28 protein-coding genes and 1 tRNA gene are annotated in these 24909 nt (G+C 54.5%); 14 read left to right on the top strand and 15 right to left on the bottom strand.

Features of this window, described 5'->3' with window-relative positions:
• Positions 1–9: 9 nt before the first annotated feature.
• Together FCN51_RS15435 and tsaD are read right to left on the bottom strand one after the other, a co-directional pair.
• A complete protein-coding gene (locus FCN51_RS15435) occupies positions 10–831 on the bottom strand; it encodes a 23S rRNA (adenine(2030)-N(6))-methyltransferase RlmJ (protein WP_160256295.1) in 822 nt (273 codons plus the stop codon).
• Positions 828–1934: a tRNA (adenosine(37)-N6)-threonylcarbamoyltransferase complex transferase subunit TsaD gene (tsaD, locus tag FCN51_RS15430; protein ID WP_160256294.1), complete on the bottom strand. Its 1107-nt coding sequence runs from the start codon at positions 1932–1934 to the stop codon at positions 828–830. The genes FCN51_RS15435 and tsaD overlap by 4 nt, the downstream gene beginning before the upstream one ends.
• A gap of 145 nt (positions 1935–2079) precedes the next feature.
• Here tsaD and hemC point away from each other — a divergent pair, with 145 nt between their 5' ends.
• Together hemC and FCN51_RS15420 are read left to right on the top strand one after the other, a co-directional pair.
• Positions 2080–3153 (top strand): hydroxymethylbilane synthase, encoded by a 1074-nt coding sequence (gene hemC / locus FCN51_RS15425; protein WP_003628319.1) that lies wholly within the window; start codon positions 2080–2082, stop codon positions 3151–3153.
• Positions 3154–3162: 9 nt separating this feature from the next.
• Positions 3163–3891 (top strand): uroporphyrinogen-III synthase, encoded by a 729-nt coding sequence (locus FCN51_RS15420; protein ID WP_160256293.1) that lies wholly within the window; start codon positions 3163–3165, stop codon positions 3889–3891.
• A gap of 62 nt (positions 3892–3953) precedes the next feature.
• Here the strand turns inward: FCN51_RS15420 and secB are convergent, their stop codons facing one another.
• Complete coding sequence (secB, locus tag FCN51_RS15415) at positions 3954–4451, bottom strand: protein-export chaperone SecB (protein ID WP_003628317.1); 498 nt, start codon at positions 4449–4451, stop codon at positions 3954–3956.
• A 126-nt stretch (positions 4452–4577) separates the two neighbouring features.
• Positions 4578–5210 (bottom strand): histidine phosphatase family protein, encoded by a 633-nt coding sequence (locus FCN51_RS15410; RefSeq protein WP_080587180.1) that lies wholly within the window; start codon positions 5208–5210, stop codon positions 4578–4580.
• A gap of 46 nt (positions 5211–5256) precedes the next feature.
• Here FCN51_RS15410 and FCN51_RS15405 point away from each other — a divergent pair, with 46 nt between their 5' ends.
• The 4 genes from FCN51_RS15405 (at position 5257) to FCN51_RS15390 (ending at position 9121) form a co-directional block, all read left to right on the top strand.
• Complete coding sequence (locus FCN51_RS15405; RefSeq protein WP_124295197.1) at positions 5257–5937, top strand: Tim44/TimA family putative adaptor protein; 681 nt, start codon at positions 5257–5259, stop codon at positions 5935–5937.
• On the top strand, positions 5934–6791 hold the full coding sequence (locus FCN51_RS15400; RefSeq protein WP_012812690.1) for a DNA-methyltransferase: 858 nt from the start codon (positions 5934–5936) through the stop codon (positions 6789–6791). The genes FCN51_RS15405 and FCN51_RS15400 overlap by 4 nt, the downstream gene beginning before the upstream one ends.
• 134 nt (positions 6792–6925) lie before the next feature.
• Complete coding sequence (locus FCN51_RS15395; RefSeq protein ID WP_124295198.1) at positions 6926–8353, top strand: cytochrome-c peroxidase; 1428 nt, start codon at positions 6926–6928, stop codon at positions 8351–8353.
• A gap of 135 nt (positions 8354–8488) precedes the next feature.
• A complete protein-coding gene (locus FCN51_RS15390) occupies positions 8489–9121 on the top strand; it encodes a Smr/MutS family protein (RefSeq protein WP_012812692.1) in 633 nt (210 codons plus the stop codon).
• Here FCN51_RS15390 and FCN51_RS15385 read toward each other — a convergent pair.
• Positions 9101–10315: a hypothetical protein gene (locus FCN51_RS15385; RefSeq protein ID WP_160256292.1), complete on the bottom strand. Its 1215-nt coding sequence runs from the start codon at positions 10313–10315 to the stop codon at positions 9101–9103. The two genes, FCN51_RS15390 and FCN51_RS15385, sit on opposite strands and share 21 nt — an antisense overlap.
• Before the next feature lie 10 nt (positions 10316–10325).
• Positions 10326–11240, bottom strand: a complete 915-nt coding sequence (hemF, locus tag FCN51_RS15380) for an oxygen-dependent coproporphyrinogen oxidase (protein ID WP_004449018.1) — start codon at positions 11238–11240, stop codon at positions 10326–10328.
• Positions 11241–11379: 139 nt separating this feature from the next.
• Between hemF and FCN51_RS15375 the strand changes: the two genes are divergently transcribed.
• The 5 genes from FCN51_RS15375 to FCN51_RS15355 all read left to right on the top strand — a co-directional run bounded on the left by FCN51_RS15375 (position 11380) and on the right by FCN51_RS15355 (position 15664).
• The gene (locus FCN51_RS15375) at positions 11380–12603 is read left to right on the top strand and encodes a cytochrome b (RefSeq protein ID WP_160256291.1); all 1224 of its coding nucleotides are present in this window, start codon (positions 11380–11382) and stop codon (positions 12601–12603) included.
• Positions 12600–13391, top strand: coding sequence for a cytochrome c1 (locus FCN51_RS15370; protein ID WP_160256290.1), 792 nt, complete (start codon positions 12600–12602; stop codon positions 13389–13391). Before FCN51_RS15375 ends, FCN51_RS15370 begins: the two co-directional genes overlap by 4 nt.
• A complete protein-coding gene (locus FCN51_RS15365; RefSeq protein WP_003628301.1) occupies positions 13378–14262 on the top strand; it encodes an S-methyl-5'-thioadenosine phosphorylase in 885 nt (294 codons plus the stop codon). Before FCN51_RS15370 ends, FCN51_RS15365 begins: the two co-directional genes overlap by 14 nt.
• A gap of 42 nt (positions 14263–14304) precedes the next feature.
• The gene (locus FCN51_RS15360; protein WP_160256289.1) at positions 14305–14886 is read left to right on the top strand and encodes a DUF4232 domain-containing protein; all 582 of its coding nucleotides are present in this window, start codon (positions 14305–14307) and stop codon (positions 14884–14886) included.
• Positions 14887–15028: 142 nt separating this feature from the next.
• On the top strand, positions 15029–15664 hold the full coding sequence (locus tag FCN51_RS15355) for a LysE family translocator (RefSeq protein WP_160256288.1): 636 nt from the start codon (positions 15029–15031) through the stop codon (positions 15662–15664).
• 10 nt (positions 15665–15674) lie between these two features.
• Here the strand turns inward: FCN51_RS15355 and FCN51_RS15350 are convergent, their stop codons facing one another.
• The 4 genes from FCN51_RS15350 to FCN51_RS15335 form a co-directional block, all read right to left on the bottom strand.
• On the bottom strand, positions 15675–16028 hold the full coding sequence (locus tag FCN51_RS15350; protein ID WP_124305815.1) for a hypothetical protein: 354 nt from the start codon (positions 16026–16028) through the stop codon (positions 15675–15677).
• 242 nt (positions 16029–16270) lie between these two features.
• Complete coding sequence (nfsB, locus tag FCN51_RS15345) at positions 16271–16921, bottom strand: oxygen-insensitive NAD(P)H nitroreductase (protein ID WP_160256287.1); 651 nt, start codon at positions 16919–16921, stop codon at positions 16271–16273.
• Positions 16922–17037: 116 nt separating this feature from the next.
• A complete protein-coding gene (locus FCN51_RS15340) occupies positions 17038–17937 on the bottom strand; it encodes a delta(1)-pyrroline-2-carboxylate reductase family protein (protein ID WP_160256286.1) in 900 nt (299 codons plus the stop codon).
• Positions 17938–18097: 160 nt separating this feature from the next.
• Entirely contained in the window at positions 18098–19516 is a 1419-nt protein-coding gene (locus tag FCN51_RS15335) for a coniferyl aldehyde dehydrogenase (protein WP_201762615.1), read from the bottom strand.
• Between the two features lie 88 nt (positions 19517–19604).
• Here FCN51_RS15335 and FCN51_RS15330 point away from each other — a divergent pair, with 88 nt between their 5' ends.
• Positions 19605–20231, top strand: a complete 627-nt coding sequence (locus tag FCN51_RS15330) for a TetR/AcrR family transcriptional regulator (RefSeq protein WP_160256285.1) — start codon at positions 19605–19607, stop codon at positions 20229–20231.
• Positions 20232–20422: 191 nt separating this feature from the next.
• Positions 20423–20962: a cupin domain-containing protein gene (locus FCN51_RS15325; RefSeq protein WP_160256284.1), complete on the top strand. Its 540-nt coding sequence runs from the start codon at positions 20423–20425 to the stop codon at positions 20960–20962.
• 195 nt (positions 20963–21157) lie between these two features.
• On the opposite strand, the gene FCN51_RS15320 is transcribed toward FCN51_RS15325, so the two are convergent.
• From FCN51_RS15320 to FCN51_RS15305, 5 genes are all read right to left on the bottom strand, one after another.
• Positions 21158–21592 carry a hypothetical protein gene (locus tag FCN51_RS15320; RefSeq protein ID WP_160256283.1) on the bottom strand — a complete coding sequence of 145 codons (435 nt, stop codon included), beginning with the start codon at positions 21590–21592 and terminating at the stop codon, positions 21158–21160.
• On the bottom strand, positions 21592–21885 hold the full coding sequence (locus FCN51_RS27125; RefSeq protein WP_374727189.1) for a lysozyme: 294 nt from the start codon (positions 21883–21885) through the stop codon (positions 21592–21594). The genes FCN51_RS15320 and FCN51_RS27125 overlap by 1 nt, the downstream gene beginning before the upstream one ends.
• Positions 21886–22067: 182 nt before the next feature.
• Positions 22068–22409: a contact-dependent growth inhibition system immunity protein gene (locus FCN51_RS15315; protein ID WP_160257138.1), complete on the bottom strand. Its 342-nt coding sequence runs from the start codon at positions 22407–22409 to the stop codon at positions 22068–22070.
• A gap of 13 nt (positions 22410–22422) precedes the next feature.
• Complete coding sequence (locus FCN51_RS15310) at positions 22423–23154, bottom strand: RNase A-like domain-containing protein (RefSeq protein WP_236661312.1); 732 nt, start codon at positions 23152–23154, stop codon at positions 22423–22425.
• Between the two features lie 607 nt (positions 23155–23761).
• Positions 23762–23847: transfer RNA gene (locus tag FCN51_RS15305), tRNA-Tyr, on the bottom strand.
• A 185-nt stretch (positions 23848–24032) separates the two neighbouring features.
• On the opposite strand from FCN51_RS15305, the gene panB reads away from it, so the two are divergent.
• Positions 24033–24851, top strand: a complete 819-nt coding sequence (gene panB, locus FCN51_RS15300) for a 3-methyl-2-oxobutanoate hydroxymethyltransferase (RefSeq protein WP_012812736.1) — start codon at positions 24033–24035, stop codon at positions 24849–24851.
• The last annotated feature ends 58 nt before the right edge of the window (positions 24852–24909 follow it).

Raw genomic sequence — 24909 nt, 5'->3', positions numbered from 1 at the left:
GTAAGGGCGTTATTCCTCTACAAGCTGGGTGACGCAGCTTTCATGCGCGCCCAGCACGTGTTGCAGCCGTTCAAGCTGTACGCATGCCTTTTCTGCAAAGCCAAAGGGCGGGCGGATAACAAGCAAACCTGCGCCGTTAAGCTGATCCGGGTTGTGTGGCGGGCGCATAAGCAGTTCTGCTACGCAGATATTGCGGATACCGGTACCCATAAGCGTTTCATGAAAAATCCGAACCGGCGTGCGGTGCTTGATGGGGTACCAAATGGCAATAATTGCATTGGCAAAGCGGGCCTGAATGGTTTGCACTGCTTGTGCAAGGCGGTCGAATTCTCCCGGTTCCTCAAATGGCGGATCAATCAGAATTAGCCCGCGCTTGGCGGTTTTGGGGGGCAGCAGGGCACGCAGGGCCTCGTAAGCATCGCGCTCATGCACCGTGACATTGGGAGTGTTGGTAAAAAGCCGGTAGAGGCTGCGCTTATCTTCGGGGTGTTTTTCGCAGCAAGTTAACGCATCCTGCGCCCGCAGCATCTGCGCAATAATCAGTGGAGAACCGGGGTAAAACTCCGGCCCGCCTGCTTTTTTGACTTGTTCCAGCCAATCGGCCAGCGGGCTGGAGGCATCTTCATTCCACAGTTTGCCAATGCCATCCCGCCATTCCTGTGTTTTTTCGGCTTCAGGGCTGTGCAGATCATACCGGCCGATACCGGCATGCGTGTCCAGCACCATAAAAGGTGCGGGTTTGCGCAAAAAACTTTGCAGCAGGGTAACAAGCAGGGCGTGCTTCATGCAGTCGGCAAAGTTGCCGGCGTGGTAGGCGTGGCGATAGTTCATGCGGAGGGTGTTTCTGCTTCAAAGCGGCTGGCCATATCTTCCAGTGGCCAGCGTGGGCGAGGGCGTAAGGCGTTATCGTTTATGGGGGGCAGATTGCGCTCTGCGGCTTCCCGCCATGTTTCCAAGGCTGCCCACCCCACCATAACGGCGTTATCCGTGCACAGGCGCAAAGGGGGAGCTGCAAAGCGCAGGCCACGTTGTGCGGCTGTTTTTTCTAACGCGGTGCGCAAAACCGTATTTGCAGCCACGCCACCAGCGGCCACCAGAAGTTTGGCTTCGGGCATCATATCCAGTGCGTGTTCAATACGGTTGGTGACCACATCGGCCACAGCCTGTTGGAAGGAGGCAGCCAGATCTGCCGCAAATTGGCGGGGCAGGGGGTCTTTGCCAAAAGGTGCAAGCTTTTGGGAAATGGCGGTTTTTAGGCCGGAAAACGAAAAATCGCAGCCTTCACGTCGCCAAAGTGGGCGGGGCAGAGAGATGGCCTTGGGGTTGCCCTCACGCGCCAGTTTTTCCAGCTCCGGGCCACCGGGCCAGCCAAGGCCCAGCATTTTGGCAACCTTATCAAAGGCTTCACCTGCGGCATCATCAATTGTGCCGCCCAGTTTGCGGTAATGGCCTACGCCTTCTACGGCAATGCACTGGCAATGGCCGCCAGAAACCAGCAGCAGCAGATAGGGGAAGGGCGCGCCATCGGGCACAATGCCGGGCAGGCGCGCCGTAAGGGCATGGGCCTCTACGTGGTTGACCGCCACAAACGGAATGCCCAGCGCCAATGCCAACCCTTTGGCAAAACCGCTGCCCACAATCAGCCCACCAATAAGCCCTGGCCCGGTGCTGGCGGCAATGAAAGACAGAGTCGCCGGGGCGATGTTGGCATCCTGCAAAGTGGCCCGAACCAGATTCGGCAACAGGGCCAAATGAGCACGGGCAGCAATTTCGGGCACCACACCGCCAAAATCTGCATGCCCGTCCTGAGAAATAACACGCTGTGCCAGCACGGTGCCATTGGGGGCCAGAATGGCGCATGCGGTTTCATCGCAGGAAGATTCAATGGCCAGTATTGGGCCATCTGGCCTGCGGTTTTGTGCGGTTTCGTTCATGGACGCATCATGCAAAACGGCGTATCCTTACGGCAACGCAATAGATGGACGGGGGCGGAATGTTTTTTCGGTCGCGCAAGTTTTTCAGACCAGCCGGGCATCATCACTTCTTGTCCTTTCTCTACTCCCGGTAATAGACACTCTTATGGATTCAGCCTACCCTTCCTCATCCGCCCCTTCTCCTGCGTTGCAGGAACTTGCGGCGGAAGCGGCGGCCCGCCAGAAAAAGGCAAGTGGCCATTCTGGGCGCCGCACCCTGCCTTTGCGTGTTGGCACGCGGGGTTCGCCCCTCGCGCTGGTGCAGACGCGCGCCTTCCTTACCACACTGACACGCTTCTGCCCCGTTTTGCGGGATATGGGCGCGTTTCAGGAACACCAGATTAACACCACGGGTGATCAGGTGCAAAATCGGCGTCTGGCCGAAATTGGTGGTAAAGGCCTGTTTGCAAAGGAAATTCATGAAGCCCTTGCCGATGGGCGGATTGATTTTGCCGTGCACAGCCTCAAGGATCTGGAAACCACGCTGCCCCCCGGCCTTGTGCTGGCCTGCACGCTTAAGCGGGAAGATGCGCGTGATGCCCTGATCCTCAGCCCCGGCCTTGCGCAGTCCGACCCGGATGATCCGTATTCTGCCCTGCCAGAAGGTGCGCTTATTGGCTGCGCATCTGTGCGTCGTCAGGCGCAGATGCTGCATGTGCGCCCAGACCTGAAATTTGGCCTGCTGCGCGGCAACGTGCAGACCCGACTCGATAAACTCGCGGCCCATCAGTGTCAGGCCACGTTGTTGGCTCTTGCCGGGCTTAAGCGCCTTGGCATGGCAGAACGTGCCAGCATTGTGCTGGACCCCACAGTTATGGTGCCAGCCGCAGGGCAGGGCATTGTGGGCGTAACCGTGCGCGAAGATGATATTGAACTGCGCGAACTGCTCTCTGCGATTGAAGATTACGAGGCCCGTGCCGTCGCCACGGCAGAACGCTCGCTGTTGGCAGAGCTGGATGGCTCCTGCCGCACGCCTATTGGTGGCTACGCACAGCTTATTCCCATTGTGGCGGGGGAAGACCCCAAATTGCACCTTACGGGCCTTGTTGCGCGTGAAGATGGATCCTTCCTGTTAAAGCGTAGCATCACTGGCTTGCCAGAAGATGCAGCAAGGCTGGGTAAGGAACTGGGTGAAAGCCTGCGTAAAGACAGCCCGTCTGATATTTTTGAGGAAAACTGAGGTAAGGCCATGCATCCGCGCGGCGTGATTGTCACGCGCCCGGAACCGGGGCTGAGTGAAACAATGGCAGCCGTTGCAGATGCAGGCTGGCTGCCATTGGCCTCACCCGCACTGGTTGTGCAGCGGCATACGTTGCGCATGCCGCAAAAATTACCCGCAGCTATACTACTTACCAGTGGGCAGGCTGTTTCTGCTGCGGTTGCAGCGGCACAGCAGGTCAAATCGCTGGATATACCGGTTTATGCGGTAGGGGATCGCACAGCTCAACGGGCGCGAGATGCCGGGTTTACGCACGTTAAAAGCGCGGATGGTGATGCCCGAGCTCTTGTTGCGCTTTTACAAACTCACCAACAGCCAGAATGTGGCAGCCTGTTGTTATGCTCTGGGGCAGGGCAAGGCGTAGAGCTTGCGGCTTGGTGCAGGCAGGCGGGGTTTAAGGTTGTGCGCCGGGTTGTTTATGCAGCCAAACCGATCCAACACATAAACCCTCAAACATGCACAGCCATTCAGGCTGCCAAGGTGGCGGTGGTTCTGTTTTTTTCAGCAGAGAGTGCGGCAGGCTGGTTGGCCGCTTTGCCTGAGGCAGAACAGAAGCTGTTAGCTGCGCAGGCAAGTGCGGTAGTGATATCTGGCCGTGTGGCCGGTGTGCTGCGTGCGACCGGTTGGCAGAATATACGCGTTGCAGACCATGTATCCGCCGCAGCGGTTATGGATGCTTTGGGGACGTATCCCGCATAAAAAAACCTCCGCACCCGTAAGTGCGAAGGCTTTTTATAACCCTTACAACAAGGACAACGCGATTATGCGTGGCCTGCTGCTTCGGGGAATTCTGCGCGGCGTGCCTGCCACAGAGCCACAAAGTCGATCGGCTGCAGCACGATGGGCGGGAAGCCACCATCACGTGTCACATCGCTGATGATGTTACGTGCGTAGGGGAAGATCAGACGCGGCACTTCAACCAGCAGGATCGGTTCGATCAGTTCCTGCGGCGGGTTGGTCAGGGTGACTACAGCGGCGTAAACCAGCTCGGTCAGGAACACGGTGCGGCCAGCGGGGCCACCTTCCTTTTCCGGGGCTTCCTTGGCTTCTGCCTTAATGGACAGAACAACCTCGTAAACCATCTGGTCGTCCTGCAGGCGATTGGCCTGCACATCAATGTTCACGCCAATCTGGGGCTGGCTGCGCAGGGTGGCAAAAATTTCTGCACCAACCGGCACTTCAAACGACAGATCGCGGGTGTACTGCAGGTTAACGGCAAGCGGCAGTGCGGGTGGGGCACTCTGTTCTGTTTCAGACATCGGTTCTGCTTTCGTCAGCTTCAACTTTGGATACCCTTCGCGGTAGCATGCCCGCAGGCATCCGCCAACCGCAAGCGGCACGTTTGGTAGGGTATCTGGGCTGTGCGCACGCCTTTTTATGCGTGCTCAGGGTGAAAAGTGCTGCCAGTCTCCATTTTCAAAACTCTCTCCGGTCAGGCTCAGCAAAAACCACCAGTGGGAAACCACAAGCGTTTCGGATGCTCTGGCATCCTGCGCCATGATCTGGCGGAACTGTTGTGCCCGGCTTTCCAGGCTTGCACTGCTTTCTGGCAACGGAGACCACCAGTGCTCATCTATGTGGGCAAAATCCAGATGCGGCCATGCAGAAGCCAGAACAGAGGCAGGTGTACCTTTATCGCATGAATACATGCCGCGTTCGCGCACAAGCGGCATAATTTGCGGGGTAATGCCCAAGCGTTGCGCCAGAGGTGTGGCGGTTTGGAGCGCACGGGTGAACGGAGAAACCAGTATGCGCCGGATTCCCCTATCTGCCAGTTTCAGGGCCAGATCCTGCGCGTGGGCCTTGCCCTCAGCAGAAAGATGCGGGTCTTCCAACCCGGGGTCTCCTCCATGAAGGTTGTAATGGCGGTTGAATTCGCTTTCGCAGTGTCGCAGGATGATCATGATACCCGCAAGGTAGGAAGCATAATGCCCCTTTAGCAAGAGGGCAGGTGATTGTATCCCCCCATGCGCGTGACTATGTGATAAGTAACACGCGATTCTCCGGTTCTGTTTCATGTGCTGTGGCAGAACAGGCGCAAGGTTTTTGGTGGACGTAAGACAGATGGATTTTTCTCTCGGCCATTTCCCGGTCGATCTGGTGCTTCTGGCTCTGGTTGCAGCATTTCTGGTGCTGCGGTTGCGTAGCGTGCTGGGCAAGCGCGTGGGTATTCAGCCGGTACAGGTAAAGCTTCAGGTTCGGCCGGATGCAGCGCCCAGAGTAGTGGAAGGCAAGCCAGAGCAGGCTGAAACCGCGGCGGAATTTGATATTCCTGCTCCGGGCACGCGTGTGGGTACATTGCTGGCAGATATTCGGCAGAAAGATCCTTCCTTCACACCCCAGCAGTTTTTGAATGGCGCGCAAATTGCATTCGCGCAGGTGGTGGGTGCCTATGCGCAAGGCAATGTGGATGTGCTGAAAACGTATCTGACCCCCGCAGTGCTGGCTGCGTTTGAGGCCGGTATTACAGCCCGCACCAATGCGGAAGAAACACAGCGCACAGATGTAAAAGCCATTCGGTCTCTGGCCATTGAGGACGTGCGCATTTCCCCTATGGAAGCAGGCACGGCAGCAGCCATTGATGTGCGCATTGTTTCTGACCAGATCAGCCTTGTGCTGAACAAGGAAGGTCAGCCGGTAACAGGCACGGATGCCGTAACCGAGTTTTCTGATCTGTGGACTTTTGAGCGCCTGCTGGATGTTAACGGCAGCACATGGCGCCTTGCGGCGGCGCGTAGTGCGTGAAAGCTGCCAAAGGTAACGGGGCATCCCGCGCCAACACCACATCCACCAAAGCGCCTCGCGCCCGCCGTTATAAAATTGGGCAGCAGGAAATTGTGATGGGTGACTGCCTGCGTGCGCTTAAGCGCGTGCCGGCAGAATCGGTTGATGTGGTTGTTACGTCTCCCCCCTATAATATCGGCCTGTCTTACCGCAGTTATCCAGACAGGCGGGAGGAAGAAGATTATCTGGACTGGATGCTGGAGGTTGCGCAGCAGTTGCAGCGTATCCTTAAGGATGATGGTTCGTTCTTCCTGAATATTTCCGGCTCATCCGCACAGCCTTGGCTACCGTTTGAACTGGCGGTGCGGCTGCGTGATCTGTTTGTGCTGCAAAACCATATCTCGTGGGTAAAATCCATTTCCGTGGGGGAAGACAGCTTCGGGCACTTCAAACCCATGAACAGCCAGCGGTTTTTGCATCGCGGGCACGAGCATGTTTTTCACTTCACACTGCATGGAGATGTGCGGCTTGATCGGCTGCGCGCCGGGGTACCGTATAAGGATAAATCTAATATCGCCCGCCGTGGCCACAGGCAGGATAGGCGCTGCCGGGGTGATACATGGTTTATTCCGTATGAAACCGTGCGGGGGCGGGCAGAAAAGTTTGATCATCCCGGCACATTTCCCGTAGCGCTGCCTGAACAGTGCATTCTGCTGCATGGGCGTGAGGGTGCGCGTGTGCTTGACCCATTTATGGGTACGGGCACCACGCTGTTGGCTGCCCAAAGGCTTGGCTGTTACGGGCTGGGGATGGAACTGGATCCCGAATACGTGGCCATTGCCCGTGCCCGTTTGAAAGATGATCTGGCGTCCTGAACGCCTGATCATCGAAAATTTCAATTATTAAAATAAAAACAATCGTTTGGACATATTGATATGTATCAAACACAATGCAGGTAACAGCGCATAAAAGCTATTCAATCAAGGCGTAGAAATCAGGAGACCGGGTTTTGAAACGATTAATCGTGTCAGCAGTGGGTGCAGCTCTGCTGGCTTATGGTGGAACAGTCGCTTACCTGCAGCATTTTGACCATATTACAGCACCAGAATTACCAGCATCTTCCCCCACGCTGAAAGATCCTGTGGCGTTGGCAGCGTTTAACGCCCTGCGTGAGGCACGGTGCGATTACTGCCATGCCGAACAGCGTGATCTGCCGTTTTACTTCCGCGTGCCGGTTGCCAAAACGCTTATGGAAAAAGACCGTGCCAACGGGCTGCGTCATTTCCGTGTAGAGCCGGTGCTGGATGCGTTTGAACAGGGTACAGCCCCTACGGAAGAGCAGCTTTCCCGCATTGAGGAAGTGATTACGCAAAACCGTATGCCGCCAAACCTGTACCTGATGATGCACTGGCACGCCCATCTGTCTAACGCAGAGCGTGAAGCCGTGTTGAAGTGGGTGCAGGATACGCGCCGCAAAAACTACAATAACACCGGTGCGGCAGAGCAGTTTGCAGCAGAGCCTATTCGCCCTGTGCCAGAAAGCGTGGAAGCAGACCCGGCTAAATGGACGTTAGGGCGCAAGCTGTTCTTTGATAAGAGCCTGTCGGGCGATAACACGCTTAACTGCGCAAGCTGTCACGGGTTGGATACCGGCGGGGTGGATAATCTGGTTACAGCCACCGGTATTGGTGGACAGAAAGGCCCCATCAACACGCCTACAGTGTATGATGCCTACTTCAAGATGGCGCAGTTCTGGAACGCCCGCGCCACCACGCTGGCAGAACAGGCCGCTGGCCCTGTGATGAACCCGGTGGAAATGGGTTCTCATAACTGGGAGGAAGTGGCCAACAAGCTGAATGCCAACCCGGAATACGCACCGCTGTTCCAGGCTGCATTTGGCCCAGATGCCAAGGTTGATGAAAAAACCATCACCACGGCTATTGGCGAGTTTGAAAAAACGCTGGCTACGCCAAATGGCGCTTTTGATGAATACCTCAAAGGCAAGCCGGATGCCATTAGTGAGCAGGCCAAACGCGGGTATGAACGCTTTAAGGCCATTGGTTGCTCAGGTTGCCATACCGGCATTGGTGTGGGTGGACGCGGCATGGAAATCATGGGTCTTGAAGGCGATTACTTTAAAGACCGTGGTGGCAAGCTGACGGACGCTGATCAAGGCCGTTATGCGGTAACGCATGAAGCGAGTGACATGAACCGCTTTGTGGTGCCCAACCTGCGTAATATTGAGCTGACAGGCCCATACTTCCACGATGGCAGCGTAAAAACGCTGGATGAGGCTGTGCGCAAAATGGCCCGTTACCAAACCCCGGATCAGAACATCTCTGATCAGGATGTGGCGGACATTGTGGCCTTCCTGAAAACGCTGACAGGGCGTTACGATGGCAAGTTGCTGACCAACAGCAATCCGGCCGCCAAATAGTAAATCTGGTGTGAGAAAAGCAGCCTTCCAAATGGGGGCTGCTTTTTTCTTTTCTTGAAAGATGGCCCGCAGGCAGGTGATAACCAAGCCTGACGGGCCATTTTTGGTTTTAGGGCATGAAACGTAGAGGGTGATGTGAACAGGCGTCGGCGGCACTTGCAGGAGGGGGAAAAGGCGCTATGGGCGCTGGTTGTGCGGGATGTTGCCCCCCTGCATGTGGCCGAACTGGTGCCCCCCGCAGCGCAGAATGAGCCAGAGCCACAGGCTATTCCACGCGCGCAGGCCAAGGCAGGCAAAAAGTCTCAGGCCAGTGGGCTTATGGCGTCTTCATCCGGTGGTGAAAGCGGTATGGCCGCAGCCAATTATGGTTTTATGGCCCCGCGTGCCCCTGCTGCGGGCCTGCGTGTGCAGCAGGCACCGCGCCCGATAGAAACTATAGGCAAGCGCCAACCCGGTGTGGATGATTACAGTTGGCGGCGCTTTACCCAAGGCAGCTTTAAGGTAGAGCGGCGGTTGGATCTGCACGGTATGGTGGCGCAGGAAGCCTTCCATCGGCTGATGGAGTTTATGGATGTGGCTACCCATCGGGGCCTACGCTGTGTGGAAATTATTACCGGCCTGGGCACAGGGGAGGAAGGCGGCATTTTGCGGCGCGAACTGCCCCATTGGCTGGAAAGGCCAGAAATCCGCCGGCGTATTCTGGGGCTTACGTACCCTCATGCAGGGAACAGAGGGTCCGTTCGCGTATTACTCCGTCGGCGGCGTTGAAAGCAGAGCCGGGGGCGTGGCATCGCGCCAGCGGGGCAGGCTTTGGGCAAACCAGCGGCGCAGTGCCATTAGCACATGCGGTTCGGGCATGAGCGTTTCATAAAACGGAGTGCCTGCCGTGCCTGCCAGAATGGTCTGATTTTCTGCCGCAGCAGCTTGTTGAATGGCCGGACGGTTTGCGCATACTTCAGCCGCATGGCGCCAGCGGGCAATGCTATCGGGCTGCGTAAGGGCAGGCAGCACAAGCCCTGCATGCAAGCTGCACGCTGCGGCAATGGCGCCCCAAGCTGGTAGCAGAAACGCAGGTTGGGAATATTTGTGTTCCTGCTGTAGTACAGCCAGCAGATCGGGCGGCAAGTTGGGTTGATGAACCTGCATATCCGGCCGCGCATTATTGACAAACAAGGGTGCAAAACCCGCAGCCTGTAATGTGGCAATGCGGCTGGGGTAGCTGGCATCCAGCGGCAGTTGAATCACATCGGTCTGGCCTGCCTGCAAAGTAGCCATTGCGGCTTCTGGTGAGGCATGTCCGGCTACGGGTTGTGGGCGCAGGCCCAGCATATCCAGCGCCAGAACGGTGGTGAGTTCCGGTCCGGTGAGTTTGGAAACAGCAACACGCGTAAGCTGCCCGCTCAGACGTGCGCGGAAAGACTGATGCAGGCTGACGCGCCCCACGGCAACGCTAGGCTGTGCCACCAGAAATACAGGCGCCCAACGCCGGTAATCAAAATGAATACGCGGCCCACCCAGCATGGCGGAAAGAATAGCCGTGCCGGGCACTATTAAGCCAACAGGGCCGGGAGCAGATTGCTGCTGGGTATCAAACAGATTGGCCCCGGTTATGCCATCCCACCCGGTTGTAGGGGTAAGTTGCAAAGGGGGGCTAAGGTGCAGTTCTTCTTCAAGTGCTGGTGCCAGCAGGCTGGCCCAGCGCCCACATTCGGAAGAAGACGTGCCCCCAATAATAAGTGCGGATCCGCCATCTGCACTGGTGGCAAGAGAATCCTCCGCACGTGCTGTATGCGCACCTGCCATAATGGCAGCAGCACCACCAAGCAGAGTGTTCAGGAACACACGACGCGAAAGCTGCCGTTCAGGCATCACAAAAAGCCGGGGCTTATCAGCGTGGGGCAAGCGCGGGAGATCCTCTTTCTGTTTCCGCCCCATATTAAGCGCATATGAGGCAAGAATCACGCGTGTTTTATTACGGCCATTTTACTTCGGGTGGCATGCTCATCAGAATGGCTTCGGTATGGCCACCGGTTTTTAGGCCAAACAATGTGCCTCTGTCGTGCAGCAGATTAAATTCCACATAACGGCCACGGCGGATAAGCTGGGCTTCGCGCTGCTCTGGCGTCCACGGTTCCATCATGCGGCTGCGGATAATTTCGGGGTAGGATTTTAGAAAAGCCAGCCCGACATCTTTTGTAAAGGCAAAGTCTTCCTGCACATCACCACTGTTCAGCCGATCGTAAAAAATACCGCCCAGGCCACGGGGTTCGTTACGGTGGGGAAGGTAGAAATACTTGTCACACCATGCTTTGAAGCGTGGATAATATTCCGGATCATGCGCATTGCAGGCCTGCGCAAAGGCGGCATGAAAGCGTGCGGCATCATCCTGCGCTTCTGCACTTTCGGGGAACATGGGGGTAATATCCCCACCGCCGCCAAACCAGCCTTTGGTGGTAATAATCATGCGGGTGTTGAAATGCGCGGCAGGTACTAACGGGCTGCACATATGCGCCACCAGACTAATACCCGTGGCAAAAAAATGCGGGTCTTCTGCCGCACCGGGAATGGTGGCGGCAAATTCCGGTGTAAAAGTGCCCTGCACGGTGGAAACGTTTACACCCACTTTTTCAAAAACACGGCCATGCATCACGCTCATCACACCGCCGCCGCCGGGGCTGCCATCTTCGTTCAGGCGGTTCCAGCTTTTGCGCTCAAAACGGCCTGCGGCTTCATGGCCGGGCAGAACAGGGCTGTTCTGTTTTACGGCGTCATCCTCAATGGCTTCAAAAGCAGCGCAAATTTTGTCACGCAGGCTTTCAAACCATTGGCGGGCTGGTTCTCTAAGGGCTTGGTGGGCAGAAACATCAGCGGTGTCGGTGGGCGTCATTGAACTGTCTTTTCCTCATCGTCCTTGCCTGAAGCTGCCATCTGCTTACAGGCTTTCAAGGGGTGCGCTTTTAGGCGCGTCATTGCAAGATGAACCCGAACATCGTTAAACCAACAGCAGCTCTGCGCAGGGCAGAAGCATGTACCTTATAAGTGGCGTAAGGGGAGAAAAGGGCAAGATGGCAGCAACACCGGCCCGCCATACGGAGCAGGCAGAAAAGGAAGCACATTCCTTTTTACAGCAGGCGGGGGCGTATGCACGGCATTATGGCCGCCTGCCTTTGCCCGCAGATCTGAACTGGTGGTGGACCATTGGCGCCATGCTGGTGGCTGTTCTGGTGCTCATGCTATTATCGGGGCTAACCCTTACACTGGCTTACACACCAGATGCCTCGCTTGCGTTCGGGTCAGTCGAGGCTATTGAGCGGCGTATGCCCTCTGGCTGGCTGCTACGCGCCATGCATATGACAGGGGCCTCGTTTTTTATGGCGGCCCTGTATGCGCATTTATTGCGTGGGCTGTATTACCGCACCTATCTGCCACCTCGGCGCGGAGTGTGGTTAAGCGGGTGTGGCTTGCTGGTGTTGGTGATGGTTACAGCCTTTGCAGGATACGTGCTGCCTTGGGGGCAGATGTCTTACTGGGGCGCAGATGTGGCCGCCAAGGCTGTAGGGGCTGTGCCATTTGTGGGGCAGGGGCTGGAACAGGTTTTTCTGGGCGGTGAAAGCCCGGGCACACCTACATTGCACCGTATGCTCACTCTGCATTTTCTGCTGGCGTTTGTGATTATCGGGCTGGTTTTGGTGCATGTTGCTGTTGTGCATGCAAAGGGCAGTTCCAGCCCTTCTGTACAACTCGAAATACGCCGGAAATATCTGCCCTTTTACCCGTATTTTACCACGCGGGATATTTTGGCCGTATTGGTTATGTCCTTGGGTTTTGTGGCCGTGATGTGCTTTTGGCCGGGGCTGATAACAGAGCCAGCCAATTATCGCCCAGCCAACCCATTGCACACACCTGCGGATATTGAACCTGAATGGTATTTTCTGCCGTTTTACGGAATGTTGCAGGTTGTGCCTTCCAAATTCTGGGGGCTGCTTGTTTCCGGCGGTGCAGTGGCTGTGCTGTTTGCTGTGCCGTGGCTGGATAAAGGTAGGCGCATAGCAAATAGTGGCTTGGCACGGCTGGCAGATGCCGGGGCGCTGTTGGCCTGCGTAGGGGCTGCGGTTACTGCCGCAGCAGCAGGCGTGCATCATGCCCAAGGTGGGTGGCTTATGGCAGGGCAGGCTGCCTGTTTGGTTTATTACCTGTATTTTCTGATTTTTCTGCCCTTGCGCACCCGTTTTGAGGGGAAGGGGGCATGATAGTGCAGAAAATACGCCCCACATTTTGGCTACGCGGCGGAGGGATGCTGCTTTTGGGCGCTATGGTGCTAGGGCCAGATATTGCGCAGCCCGCACAAGCACAGCCCGTTAAAGCGCCAGAGCAGAACTGGTCTTTCAAAGGGCCGTTGGGGCATTTTGATTTGCCATCTGTTCAGCGTGGATACGCTGTGTTTGCGGGAATATGTGCCTCCTGTCACAGTTTGTCGGAGGTGCGTTTTTCCGATCTCACAGATATGGGGCTGACGCTGGAAGAAGTGGGGGCCGTGGCCGCCACATGGCAGGTGGCAGACGGGCTGGATGCCGAAGGGCGGCTGAAGCACCGTAATGCTCGGCCAGATGATGCACTTTCTTCCTCCTATTCCGGGCCGGAGGCTGCGCGTGCGGCCAATGGGGGGGTGGTGCCGCCCGATCTTTCGCGCATTGTGCAGGTTTACCCTGGTGGAGCAGACAGGCTGTTTGCGCTGCTCACCGGCTATAGGCCCGATGCAGTGCGTGTGCCGGGTAAAGGGTTTGCCAATTCCTTCGCTATTGGCCATTACACCGCCATGCCGCCGCCTTTGCGTGAGGGCGCGGTAAAATATGCAGATAACATCCCCGCAACCGTTACGCAGCAAGCGCGGGATGTTACCACTTTTCTTGCGTGGGTTTCTGCACCGCATCAGGATACCCGCCGCCGTGTTGGCATAGGTGCAGGCTTGTATCTGTGCTTTCTTGCCGTGTTGTTTGTGATTTTAAACCGGAGACTCTGGTCGCATGTCAGAAAATGAAACTGTGGAACCCGTTATTGGCCTGATAGGCGGGTCTGGCCTGTATGATATTGACGGGTTGGAAGAAAAGGAATGGCGCACGGTAGAAACGCCTTGGGGCCTGCCTTCTGACCAGCTTCTTTTCGGGCGGCTGGATGGCGTGCGCTGCGTGTTTCTGCCGCGCCACGGCCGCGGGCACCCTATTCCGCCTTCACGCCTGAACTATCGGGCCAATATTGCCGCCATGAAGATTTCTGGCGTAACAGATATTGTCTCGCTTTCTGCTGTTGGGTCTTTGAAAGAAGAACTGCCACCGGGGCATTTTGTGGTGATCGATCAATTTATTGATCGCACCATTGCACGCACCAAAAGCTTTTTTGATACAGGCTGTGTTGCGCATATTTCCATGGCAGATCCGCTGTGCAACCGCGTGGGCGATGTGCTGAAGGCGCAGGCAGACAAGCTGGGTATTACCGCTGTGCGTGGCGGCACCTATCTGGTTATGGAAGGCCCGCAGTTTTCAACCCGCGCAGAAAGCGAGTTGTACCGGAGCTGGGGTTGCTCCGTTATTGGTATGACCAACATGCCAGAAGCCAGCTTGGCGCGTGAAGCTGAAATTTGTTACGCCACGGTGGCTATGGTGACAGATTATGACTGCTGGCACACGGAGCATGACAATGTGACCGTAGATAGCGTTGTAAAAACCATGCAGGCGAACTCAGCCAATGCCAAGGCGCTGATTAAAGCTGTTATTCCTGCTTTGGGTGGCAAGCGCCATAGCTGTAGCGCAGGCTGCGACCATGCACTGGAACACGCTATTATGACAGCACCTTCTGTGCGTGACCCGGAACTGGTAGCAAAGCTGAAAAGCATTGCAGGCCGCGTTCTGTAAAAATGTAAAAACAGGGCATGGAGTATTGGTTTTTAGTGCTTCATGCCTTGGGTTTTTAGGGTGTTAGCAAAACCGGCCTTAAAAACAGAAAGAATACGATACATGGTAAAATCAGCCCGCACGTCTGCCCCTTTGCTTATCATGTGTCTGCTTGTGGGTGGTGTGCATGCAGCGCAGGCGCATCGGGCTGTAAGGTCTTGCAAACCGGCTGATTTATCTGTGCATTTTGAGGACGGGCAGGGTGCTTTTGATGGCATGTCCCATAGCGGGGCGTGGGTTGTTCTTGCCAACCGCAGTGCCACGCGCTGTGCTGTTCCTGCATTGCCGGATGTGCAGCTTGAAGATGCACAGGATCATGTTCTGGCAATAGGCAAGCCAGTGCCCCTTTCCCCCCACCAACAGCCAAGCCAGAAAATACTCAAGCCCCATGCACTGTGGCGGGCCAGCATGTATTGGGTTTCTGGCAATGTGTATGATGGGGGGCAATGTGTTTCCCCCAATCGTGCTGTATTGACGTTTCCTTTGGGTGATGTGCGCGTTGATTTTCCTGCACGCACTTTATGCGGGCCAGCCCAAACACCGCTTACGTTTGAGCAGGGGCAATTACAGCCGGTACCGCGTTAACAAGGTAAAGCGTATTTAAAACCAAATGCTGTGAGTAATGCAGTGGCATCAGGGGTGTACTGTTTTTTATTACAGCCTGTTCACCTTTTCCGTTTTCTCCTTTAGGACGCTTCCAAACCTTTAACCGGAGAGCCGGATCGTTATGCCGCATGTTTTCCTTCCTGTGCTGGCGTTTGCTGCTGCATGGGGTGTTCTTGTTTTAACACCGGGCACAGAAACGGCCCTTATTATCCGGCTGAGCATCAGTGTAGGGCGCACAACCGCCATTGGTGCGGTATTGGGCATTGCTGCGGGCCTGACCCTGTGGGGCATTGGCACGGCATTTGGGTTAAGCGCGCTTATTGCGGCATCTCACACATTGTATCTGGTGCTGGAATGGGCCTGCGCTGGCTATCTGCTCTCTCTGGCTTTTCGGTTGGCGGTCAATGTTCTGCGCTCCACACCAGAGACGGAAACGGATTCCGAAAATCAGGCTCCCAAGGTATTTTGGTCGGGCTTTCAGCGTGGGATGTTCACCACAATTCTAAACCCACTTGTTGGGGTGTTTGATCTTACAGCCTTTCCACAATTTATTCCCCCAGAAGTAAATGCCGTAACGTATGCACTGCTGTTAACCGTAGTGCAGGCTACATTAACTCTGACATGGTATTTTACACTGGCTTTTACAGCGCTTTTCTTCAGCCGCTTTCTTGCCAACCCGGTTGTTATTCGTGTTCTGGATGGATTAACAGCTTTGGTTTTTGTTATCTTTGCCATTCGGCTTGTTATAAGCGGCTGAAGAGGTGCAGTTAGGAAAACTTGCGGAGCTTCTGCATGTTTTTCTGAAAGCGGGATTCCTTATTTTTCTGCTGCATGGCAATTAAATGCCGGAACGCAAAAGACATAAGGGCACACCCAATAACAAACCCCACAAGGGTGAACATAACCAAGGCAGATGTGCTGTACACAGCCCATGATCGGGTATCGGGCAGGGCATCCCATACCGGTTTCAACCAGCTTATACTGTGCGGATCATGCACCGGTATGTTGGCACGCAGCATGGCATCTTTAATAATCACCATTAAGGTTACGGGTAATGAAAGTGCCATTAAAAATGCACCAGATGCCCATATCAAAATGTATCTTCGTTCCTCTGTGCACATTTCTTGTTTTCCCCTTACATGTTCTTGAGATCATGCAATTGTGCATAAGTAACGCTACAGCTCTGCTTGAAGTTGCGTGCTACGGAGGGGAAGGGAGGTTTCGGGTTTCTGTTAGAAAGGCGTATTTTCTGAATATCTACTGGAAAATACTTGAAAAATTTCTGTTTGCAGTGCGGCTAACTTAGAAAACTAAAATACAAATGGCGGATGGCCTGCATGCAGCAGACCGTCCGCCGTGGTTTTTAGAGCTGCGTGAACAGGCTTTTTTCTGGCAGACGAGACTTGGGCAGTTTGGCGTTGAAATCTGCATCGGAATGATAGCCGAGCGAGACAATAACAGCCGGGGCAAGCCCTTTTTCTTTCAGGCCCAGTTCCTTATCCAGAATGGCAGCATCAAACCCTTCCATGGGGGTTGCATCCACCCCAAGAAGTGCGGCTGAAAGCAGCAGAAAACCTTGTGCAATATATGTCTGCTTTTGTGCCCAGGTTGTCACATCGCCCATTTGTTCATGCAGCCCCACAAAACCATTGCGTCCCTTGGTAATGGAAACTTTGGTGGCTTCATCCGCAAAGCGGCCGTCTTTCTGTTCTTGTTCGGTAATGCTTTCCAGATATGCAGGCGGCAGGCTTGTGCGCGAGCTCAGCACAATAACATGCGATGCATCCATAACGCGGGGCGCGTTAAACGCAAACGTGCCGCTGGTGGCCTTGGCAATGCGGGCTTTGCCTTCATCATTGTCAGCAACAAAAAAGTGCCACGGCTGAGAGTTTACGGAAGATGGGCTGTAGCGCAGTGCTTCTCGTAACTGAGCAAAAATATCTGCCGGAATTTTACGGGTTTTATCGTAAGCTTTGGTCGTGTGCCGGTGGGTAAGAGTTTCAAGAAGCGTCACGGCTGTTCTCCTCAGCTTTATACAATGGGTGATGGCAAGCGTAACTTCGTACCCTCAAAAGGTCACGGTGCATTACGTTAATGGATGCTATGCCAAGATATATGAGACACAGGCAGTTATGGCAGCATGGCGCGTGCAACGCGGCAGGCGGCCAGATCCCACACCGCGCACCCAACGGATTTAAAGAACACGGGGCGCGTTGAGTCTGCGGGTGTCTCCAGCGCTTCTGCCAGAGCGTGCACAGTGCTCCAGTTTACACCTGCTTGCAGAATATCACCGGCTTTGGTTGGGGCGCCAATCGGGTCATCTACATAAAGCTGGCTGGCGCGTACAATCTGTGGCGCAATTTCTGCCATATCGGGGCGGTAAGCGCCTACGCCAATAACAAGGCAGTGCGGGTCGGCTTTGCCATCATAAATGGGCGTAGTGCTGGCTGTGGTGGTGATAACAACGTTAAACGGTGTTTCTTTGAGGGCTTCCGGGCGCAGTGTCAGAAGGTTTGTTGCATGCTGCTTACAAAAATATTCCGCCCGTTCTGGGGTGCGGCCACGGATTGCAACCTCAATGCCCGGATATAGGGCTGAGAGCGCCTCTACATGGGCAAGGGCTTGGGTGCCTGTGCCAACAATCAACACCCTTTTTACAGCGCCACGTGCAAATGTGCGCATACCCAGCATGCTCATGGCGGATGTGCGGCGCATTGTTACGGTGGGACCATCAAGATTGAAAAGGAAGCGCCCATTATGCGCATCGGCGCATGTAATCATACCCTGTATGGTGGGAAGATGCAGCGCAGCATTTTTGCCAAAAATTGTGAGTATCTTTGTGGCAATCAAATCGTCCGCCACGGTTGGCATGCACATCAGCGTGCCATTGCCATCCTGCGTGGGAACAACCGTGCGCGGCGGGCATGTAATGCCACCATTTGCGTAATCACGCACCGTGCGGGCCAGCATGTTCACCAATGCAGGAAATGGTAAAAGTGCCTGCGTTTCTGGCGCACCGTAATATTGCATGTAAGGCGTGTTCCATAGTTCAGTTTAGTGGGCGTGGCGCTTATTGCACTGCGAAGTACAATAAGCGTCAAGGGCTGGAACCGCCGATTTTCATTGTAGTGTAAGGCAAACACTTTAGAAAATTGCTGAATAATACCCGGTCTTGTTGTGCGTGGTATTCTTATCGCAAAAGCAGATTGGTGATGGTATCAGTCAGTTTGTTGAATGGAGGCTGAAGCAGCGTTGCGGCATTAAAGCGCCCCTGTTTGTAAATGCCGCGGGCATGTGTAAGGGCCATAAAGCCTTCTTTTCCATGATAGGCTCCAATGCCACTTTCTCCCACGCCGCCAAATGGCAGGGCATCTTGCACGTAATGCAGCAATGTGCCGTTTATGGTTACGTTTCCTGAAACTGTGCGTTGCAGAAGCCTGTTTTGTTCAGCGTGTTTTTCTCCAAAGTAATACAAAGCCAAAGGTCTGGGGCGTGCATTGATAAAAGCAATGGCTTCATCAAGATTTTTGTAGGTCAGCACAGGTAACACGGGTCCGAAAATTTCTTCCTGCATGACCGCCATTTCAGGTTTAGCGTTGAGTATCAGAACAGGCGCAAGCACATGGTCGGTTGCGGAATCGCTTCCCATTCGGATAACCCGCGCGCCTTGTTCTTCCGCATCACGGATCAGACCGCTGAGCCGTGTATAATGATGCTGGTTAAGGATGGCTGTATAATCGGGAGAGCCGACATAACCGCCGGGATGCAGCTTTTTTACGGCTGCCTGATAGGCTTTGGCAAAAGCCTGCTGTTGGCTTTCATGCACCAGCACATAATCTGGAGCGATGCAGGTTTGCCCAGCATTGGTGAGTTTGCCAAATGCCACGCGGCCTGCCACCCGCTGCATGGAAAAACCGGGCTCGATCACGACGGGAGATTTGCCGCCGAGTTCGAGGGTGACGGGGGTGAGATTGCGCGCTGCGGCTTCAGCCACTTTCTTTCCAACTGCCGTGCTGCCGGTGAACAGGATATGATCAAAGGGCAGGGCCGAGAATGCGGCACCCACTTCGCCATCTCCCGTCACAACAGATACCTGATCAGGCGGAAAGACAGCCTGCACAATTTCGCCAATCACTGCCGATGTAGCCGGTGTGAATTCCGATGGTTTCAGCATGGCGCGGTTGCCCGCCGCAATGGCTGTAGCCAGTGGCGTAAGAGCGAGGGAAACAGGGTAGTTCCACGGTGCGATAATGCCTACAACCCCGATAGGTTGGCGCACCACCCATGCCTTTCCGCACTGGAAATAGGCCGCTACATGCCGACATTCCGGTTTCATCCAGTGCCCGACATGCCGGATCATATAATTGATCGACTGCACAAGCGGGATGAGTTCCACAATGGCGCTTTCCCGTTCCGAGCGCTGGCCAAAATCGGTTTTCAGAGCACGCACGATGTCAATGCGTCTCTTGAGGATTTCAGCTTTAAGGCGGCGCAGATCAGCACGCCGCTGTTTTAAACTGGGGGGCCCGGCGCGTAGGAACGTGGCGCGTTGGTGATCGAGAATGTCACGCAGATTGGCAGAAGTAACATCAGGCATTGTGCGCTCCATGTTTACAGGAGAAACTTGTGCGGGCATGGTATGAACCATAACATTCCTGTGTCAACGAAAGTTTCTTCTGTAAACATGAGCCTCACGAATGAGTGAAACCGCAAACCGCCCTTATCATCATGGTGATTTACGCCATGCCCTGATCGACACAGCACTTGCCATGCTGGCAGCAGACCAGAACTGGACCTTCACTTTGCGGGAAGTGGCACGGCGCACAGGTGTTAGCCACGCGGCCCCCTACAAGCATTTCCGGGATAAGGAGGCGCTTTTGCGTGAACTGGCGCGCATCGGCTTTGTTCAGCTTGGGCAGAGCATGGCGCAGGCCATGTCAGCAGATACGTTTTCTGTAAGAGAGAAATTCGTTGCCGCCGCACAGGCTTGTATTGATTTTGCCATCCACAACCCCGGTCTTTACCGCCTGATGTTCAGTTCCGATGCGGATAAAACGATAGATTCCCAATTGCATGATGCCGCTATGAACACCTTCGGGCTTCTTCTACGGCTTTTGGAAGAAGGACAGCGGGATGGCAGTTTCCGACCCATTGCCATGAGTGCGCAGGCAGCAGCAAGTTGGGCACAGGTGCATGGTCTGGCCATGCTGGCAATCAATCATCAATTACTTGAAGAAAAGGTGGGGGTAGCCCCAATTCCTGCCGCGCTGGAGGTGTTGCTGGATGGTATGTGCTGCGGAGTAAGCAACCAGCAGAAGCCATAGTCCCCTTACGCCGTTTTTATGAGGCCGCATCGTTACATGCTGCAAGTTTCCAAAAATTTGCAGTCTGCATCGTGATGTTTTCTTTAGGAACCAGTAGGGTTGTCTTGCCTTGTCTGGAACCTTGCGTGTTGTATCGAAAGAAACTTATTGGGCGGATAAGGTGTTTATACGTTCACAGGCAAAGGAAGAGTATGGTGCAGCGCGTAATTGCCGGAGTGGTGCTTATTGGCCTTCTGTCTATGGGTACAAATACCGTATGTGCTCAGGATACGGACCAGAATCAGCCAGAAAAACCGCCCACCACCTATTACTGGCACAACTGGGCGGATCATAATGGTGTAAGCCATATGACGAAGTGCCCACTTCATCATTACAGCCTCAAGACAATGAACAAGCCTGCGGCTCCTCAGTGGTCAGACGTGCTTTCCAAAGGAGAGGTGCAAATTATTTCAACAGTGCAGCCGGACCATTGGAACGGCGCATGGCATACCGATCCTAAGGTGCAGTGGATTATTCCACTGAAAGGCACATGGTTTGTTCAGGCAATGGATGGCACACGTGTTGAAATGGGGCCCGGAGATATATCTTTAGGCGAAGATCAAAGAACACTTCCTGATGCGCAGAAGCATAAAGGACACTTGGGCGGGAATGTAACGGCTGGCCCGGTAACGCTGATGGTGATTCAATTGGCAGAAGCGCCTACAGTGGATGAGGCATGTCGCTTCAAATAAAACATCACGGCGTATAGAACACATTTTGGATTTGCGACGTCCGCTGATGGAGGCATGGGCAGCGGAGTGTCGTGAATGATCGTCAGCACCATTCAGTATATCGTTTTTGCGGTGTTACTGGTGTTATCGGTGTTACCGCACATTAAGACCTGCCGAGCGTTATGTTTCCGGCCGGATCGCCCGGCGCAAAGATCGTCACTTGCGATGATGCCGCTTCGGTTCGCACGATAGGAGGGTGACACCTGCTGTGGCTTCAAAATCGTCCGGATGCGCCGTGAGAGGCATGGACACGACATCATCGCTCCGATGGTCGGCATAGACGAACGTCAAATAGTAAGACTGAGCCTTGGTCCAGGGGTCGCCATTAAACATCTTGTCCCATTCCAGCAGGTCGCGCCGCAGCGGCGACCCGATGCCGCCACTGCGGGTCCAGACCGCCGACACGCAGGTCGCAACACGCTCGACGCGCACGATCAGCCGCCCATTGAGAAACGCTTTTCCATCAAGCTCCTCGTTGAACATCGTATTGCCGTTGTAAGACTGCTCCTCCAAAGATTCCGGCTTGGCACCCGCGTGTGCGGTGCCGCCGATACAGATGACACAAATCAGGCTCAGGAGAGCACGGATCATCAATATTGTCCTTCCAGCAGAAGCATGGCCTCGTCGTACCGTCTCCGGACCAGGCCACGCAAGACCTTGCCTTTTGAGCGCACCTGCTCCTCGATTATTCTGGCGGCCTTGCGTTTGTCGCCGCTGTTGGTAGCAGCACGGACACCCCGCCAACATCTTCCCGGATTATAGACGAACGAGACGAGGGCGTTGAACTCGTTTTGTGTCAGGTAGACATGGATGCCCCGACGAACGATCGCCTTATAGCTCGGGAGATTGACCTGTAGAAGACGACTTTGCTGATCATCCGTCAGAGTGACGAGATTTCTGTTATCCTGGACGAACTTCCCAGCCGCTTCACTGCTGCAGCGAGCACGTAATAATCCAAGAAAAAAGTAAGAGATAAGCGGTATACTCTCTTATATTAAGACTCAATGGAACTGTGTCTTGAACTTCAAGAATTCAAACGTCCACTATGGTGGCGAACGACCCGCCCCTACATACTCGGGTCAATCTCTCTTCCCATCTGCACCTCAGGATCGTTTTCAAAGGCATGCAGAACGGCTGACCAGAATGCCCGTAGGGTGGAAAAGCTGCCCCAGTTGGGTGGTTCTTCAATATCCACCGTTGGGTCTATGCCGAGCACAACCCAACTGACGAGCTCAATATCCTCGTCACTATAGGTCAGGAAATTCCTTAATTCGTTGACTGTCTGCTGTTTGAACGGCAGATCATGAGTTTGTGGTGCATTCTGAACAACTTCACGTAACGTATCACCGAAGATATCGGCGTCTTCACCGAATGGGCCGCCACCAAGATTTTTTATACGCGGGAACATGTCAAGAATATCATTATTGGTACAGTTTAACAGTTTGGACATAATATATCATCCCATTGTATTCTTTTTTGACAATTGTAACTTGAATGCGTCGCGCAGCCTTACGTTGCCGATTGGCATTCTCGATTACGACAGCTCCCTTTCCCGAGGAATACCCTTCGACATAGACTGAGCTTCCATTTGCGGTGTTCTTGAGCCAGGTATAAATTTTAGAGGCGTTATCTCTGAGCACTTTATGAATTGCACGTTCACCTTCCTCCTTCGAAGTGAAGAATGAAACGACAGGGCGTTTTTCCTTCGTAAACCGGCCTTCGATATATTCTTCGGTTGGATCGACGTGCTTCAGCAAGACATGCCCTTCTGCCTTGCGATTATGTGGGGGTGCCTCATGGCGGTTGAGATTGAGCCGCTTCTGTCGATGGGGTGAGAGAAGGTTCTGGTTGGTGGGTAGTCTTGGCGGTTGAGGAGACGGCGAAGGCCGGTGGAAGTGCTCCGGGGCGATATCGGCATGCCGGAAGGTTAGTCGGCTTACGTCCGCTGAAGCCACGCGAATGGCCCGAGTGGCTGCGAAAGACTCTGCTGCATGCAGTAGGCCGCCCGGGATCAGGGCGTCCGCAGCCGCACCTGCCAGATTGGCAACAGCGGGGGGCGCATGCGCCTTCAGGGCCGCGGCGCGGACCGCACGTTCGGTCCGGGTTTGCGGTGGCGTGGCGGTGTTCCATGCACGCTGTCCGGCGGTCATCATGTCAACGCCGTGGCCTAATGCTATGGCGCTTTTTGGGAGGATCATGATTTTGTGGGAAAGCCCGGATCAGTGAACATCACTATCTGAACTGTAGCTTGTATGTAGCAAAAACTGCGCGCGGATACCAAATGGAAAACAGGTCGACTGGATTCCAGCAATGTCCGGTTTTGCAAAATTGTTAACCACACACAGATGTCCGAAATGAGGCGAAAGCAGACACTACCAGCAAACTGTTTGTTGTTGTTTCGTTCGATCACTGCCGCAGCGAGAATGTAATAATCCAAGCAAGAGTAAGCTATAAAAAGACTGTGCTTTTCCTTCTACCTCGCAGCTCTCCGTACTATCACTTTTCCAGCACCATTAAGCCTTTGGAGGGCAGGATTTATGGGAATGAATCACGGTATTATTCAGGCTCTTACGCAGACATTTGAACTGCTATGGGAGCGGGTTATCCCGACTGCGCTGTAATGGCTATCAAGGAAATCACCGTTACTTACCAGCAGGAGGGTGCTGATTTTGTAAGTGTCTATGGTGATTGTTTTAAGAAGGGGAACGCTCAATAAGTGACCGCTATCTTTTTGTTTTTATTGAATATTTTCAAAGAAAATGGTGGAGGGAGTTGGATTCGAACCAACGTAGGCATACGCCAGCGGATTTACAGTCCGCCCCCTTTAGCCACTCGGGCATCCCTCCGATTTGTTGAGCCGTGATCTAAAGGGTTGGAGAAGTGTTGTCAATGCTTTGAAGGACATTCTTTTCCTTTTTATGGTTTTGCTCTGTTTCAGGCCGTGGCAGGGCTGGACAGCCGAAGGGGATAGAGGAAAGCTGCCCTCACTTTTTGATCCACGATCCTGAACTGAAACAAGGAGAGAATACGCGTGAGCAGACATCAAACAGTCAAGCGGCACACACCGCGATCTTTGGCGGCGCTGGATGCTCCCATCGTGTCTCTTACCGCTTATACGGCCCCCATGGCCCGCTTGCTGGATGCACACTGTGATCTGCTGCTGGTGGGGGATTCTGTGGGTATGGTGGTGTACGGCATGGAGTCTACCTTGGCCGTTACGCCGGAAATGATGATAGCGCATGGTCAGGCCGTTGTGCGTGGCAGCCAGCGGGCTTGTGTGGCGGTGGATATGCCTTTTGGCAGTTATCAGGAAAGCCCACAGCAGGCGTTCCGGGTGGCGGCGCAGATTATGGCGCAAACTGGCGCCGGATGCGTAAAGCTGGAAGGCGGGCAGGAAATGGCCGAGACCATTCAGTTTTTGGTGCAGCGCGGTATTCCGGTTGTGGGGCATATCGGGCTGAAACCGCAGGCCGTGCATGCGCATGGTGGCTTCCGCACCGTTGGCCGTGGGGATGAAGCCGAACAGATTTTGGCGGATGCACGAGCTGTGCAAAACGCTGGCGCGTGGGCGGTGGTGATTGAAAGCACAATGGAGCCACTTTCCCGCAAGATTAGCGAGATATTGCATATCCCCACCATTGGCATTGGGGCTTCTCCCGCATGTGGCGGGCAGGTTTTGGTAACCGAAGATATGCTGGGGTTGTTCCCGGACTTCACACCCAGGTTTGTGAGAAAATTTGCTGATCTGGGCAAGGAAGTTGAGCAGGCAGCCGCTGCATATGCGCAAGCCGTGCGCAACCGCAGCTTTCCCGGACCGGCTGAATGTGTAGGAATGCCAGAGAAAAAATAAGTTTCTCACCGTGCTCCGGGCATCTGAGGGAGAGCCCGGAACACGTGAGTAATCTCGC

Source organism: Acetobacter pasteurianus (genome assembly GCF_009914215.2).
Lineage (GTDB): Bacteria > Pseudomonadota > Alphaproteobacteria > Acetobacterales > Acetobacteraceae > Acetobacter > Acetobacter pasteurianus.
The sequence above is the reverse complement of the archived record's forward strand: the minus strand, read 5'-3'. Positions and strand labels throughout refer to the sequence as shown.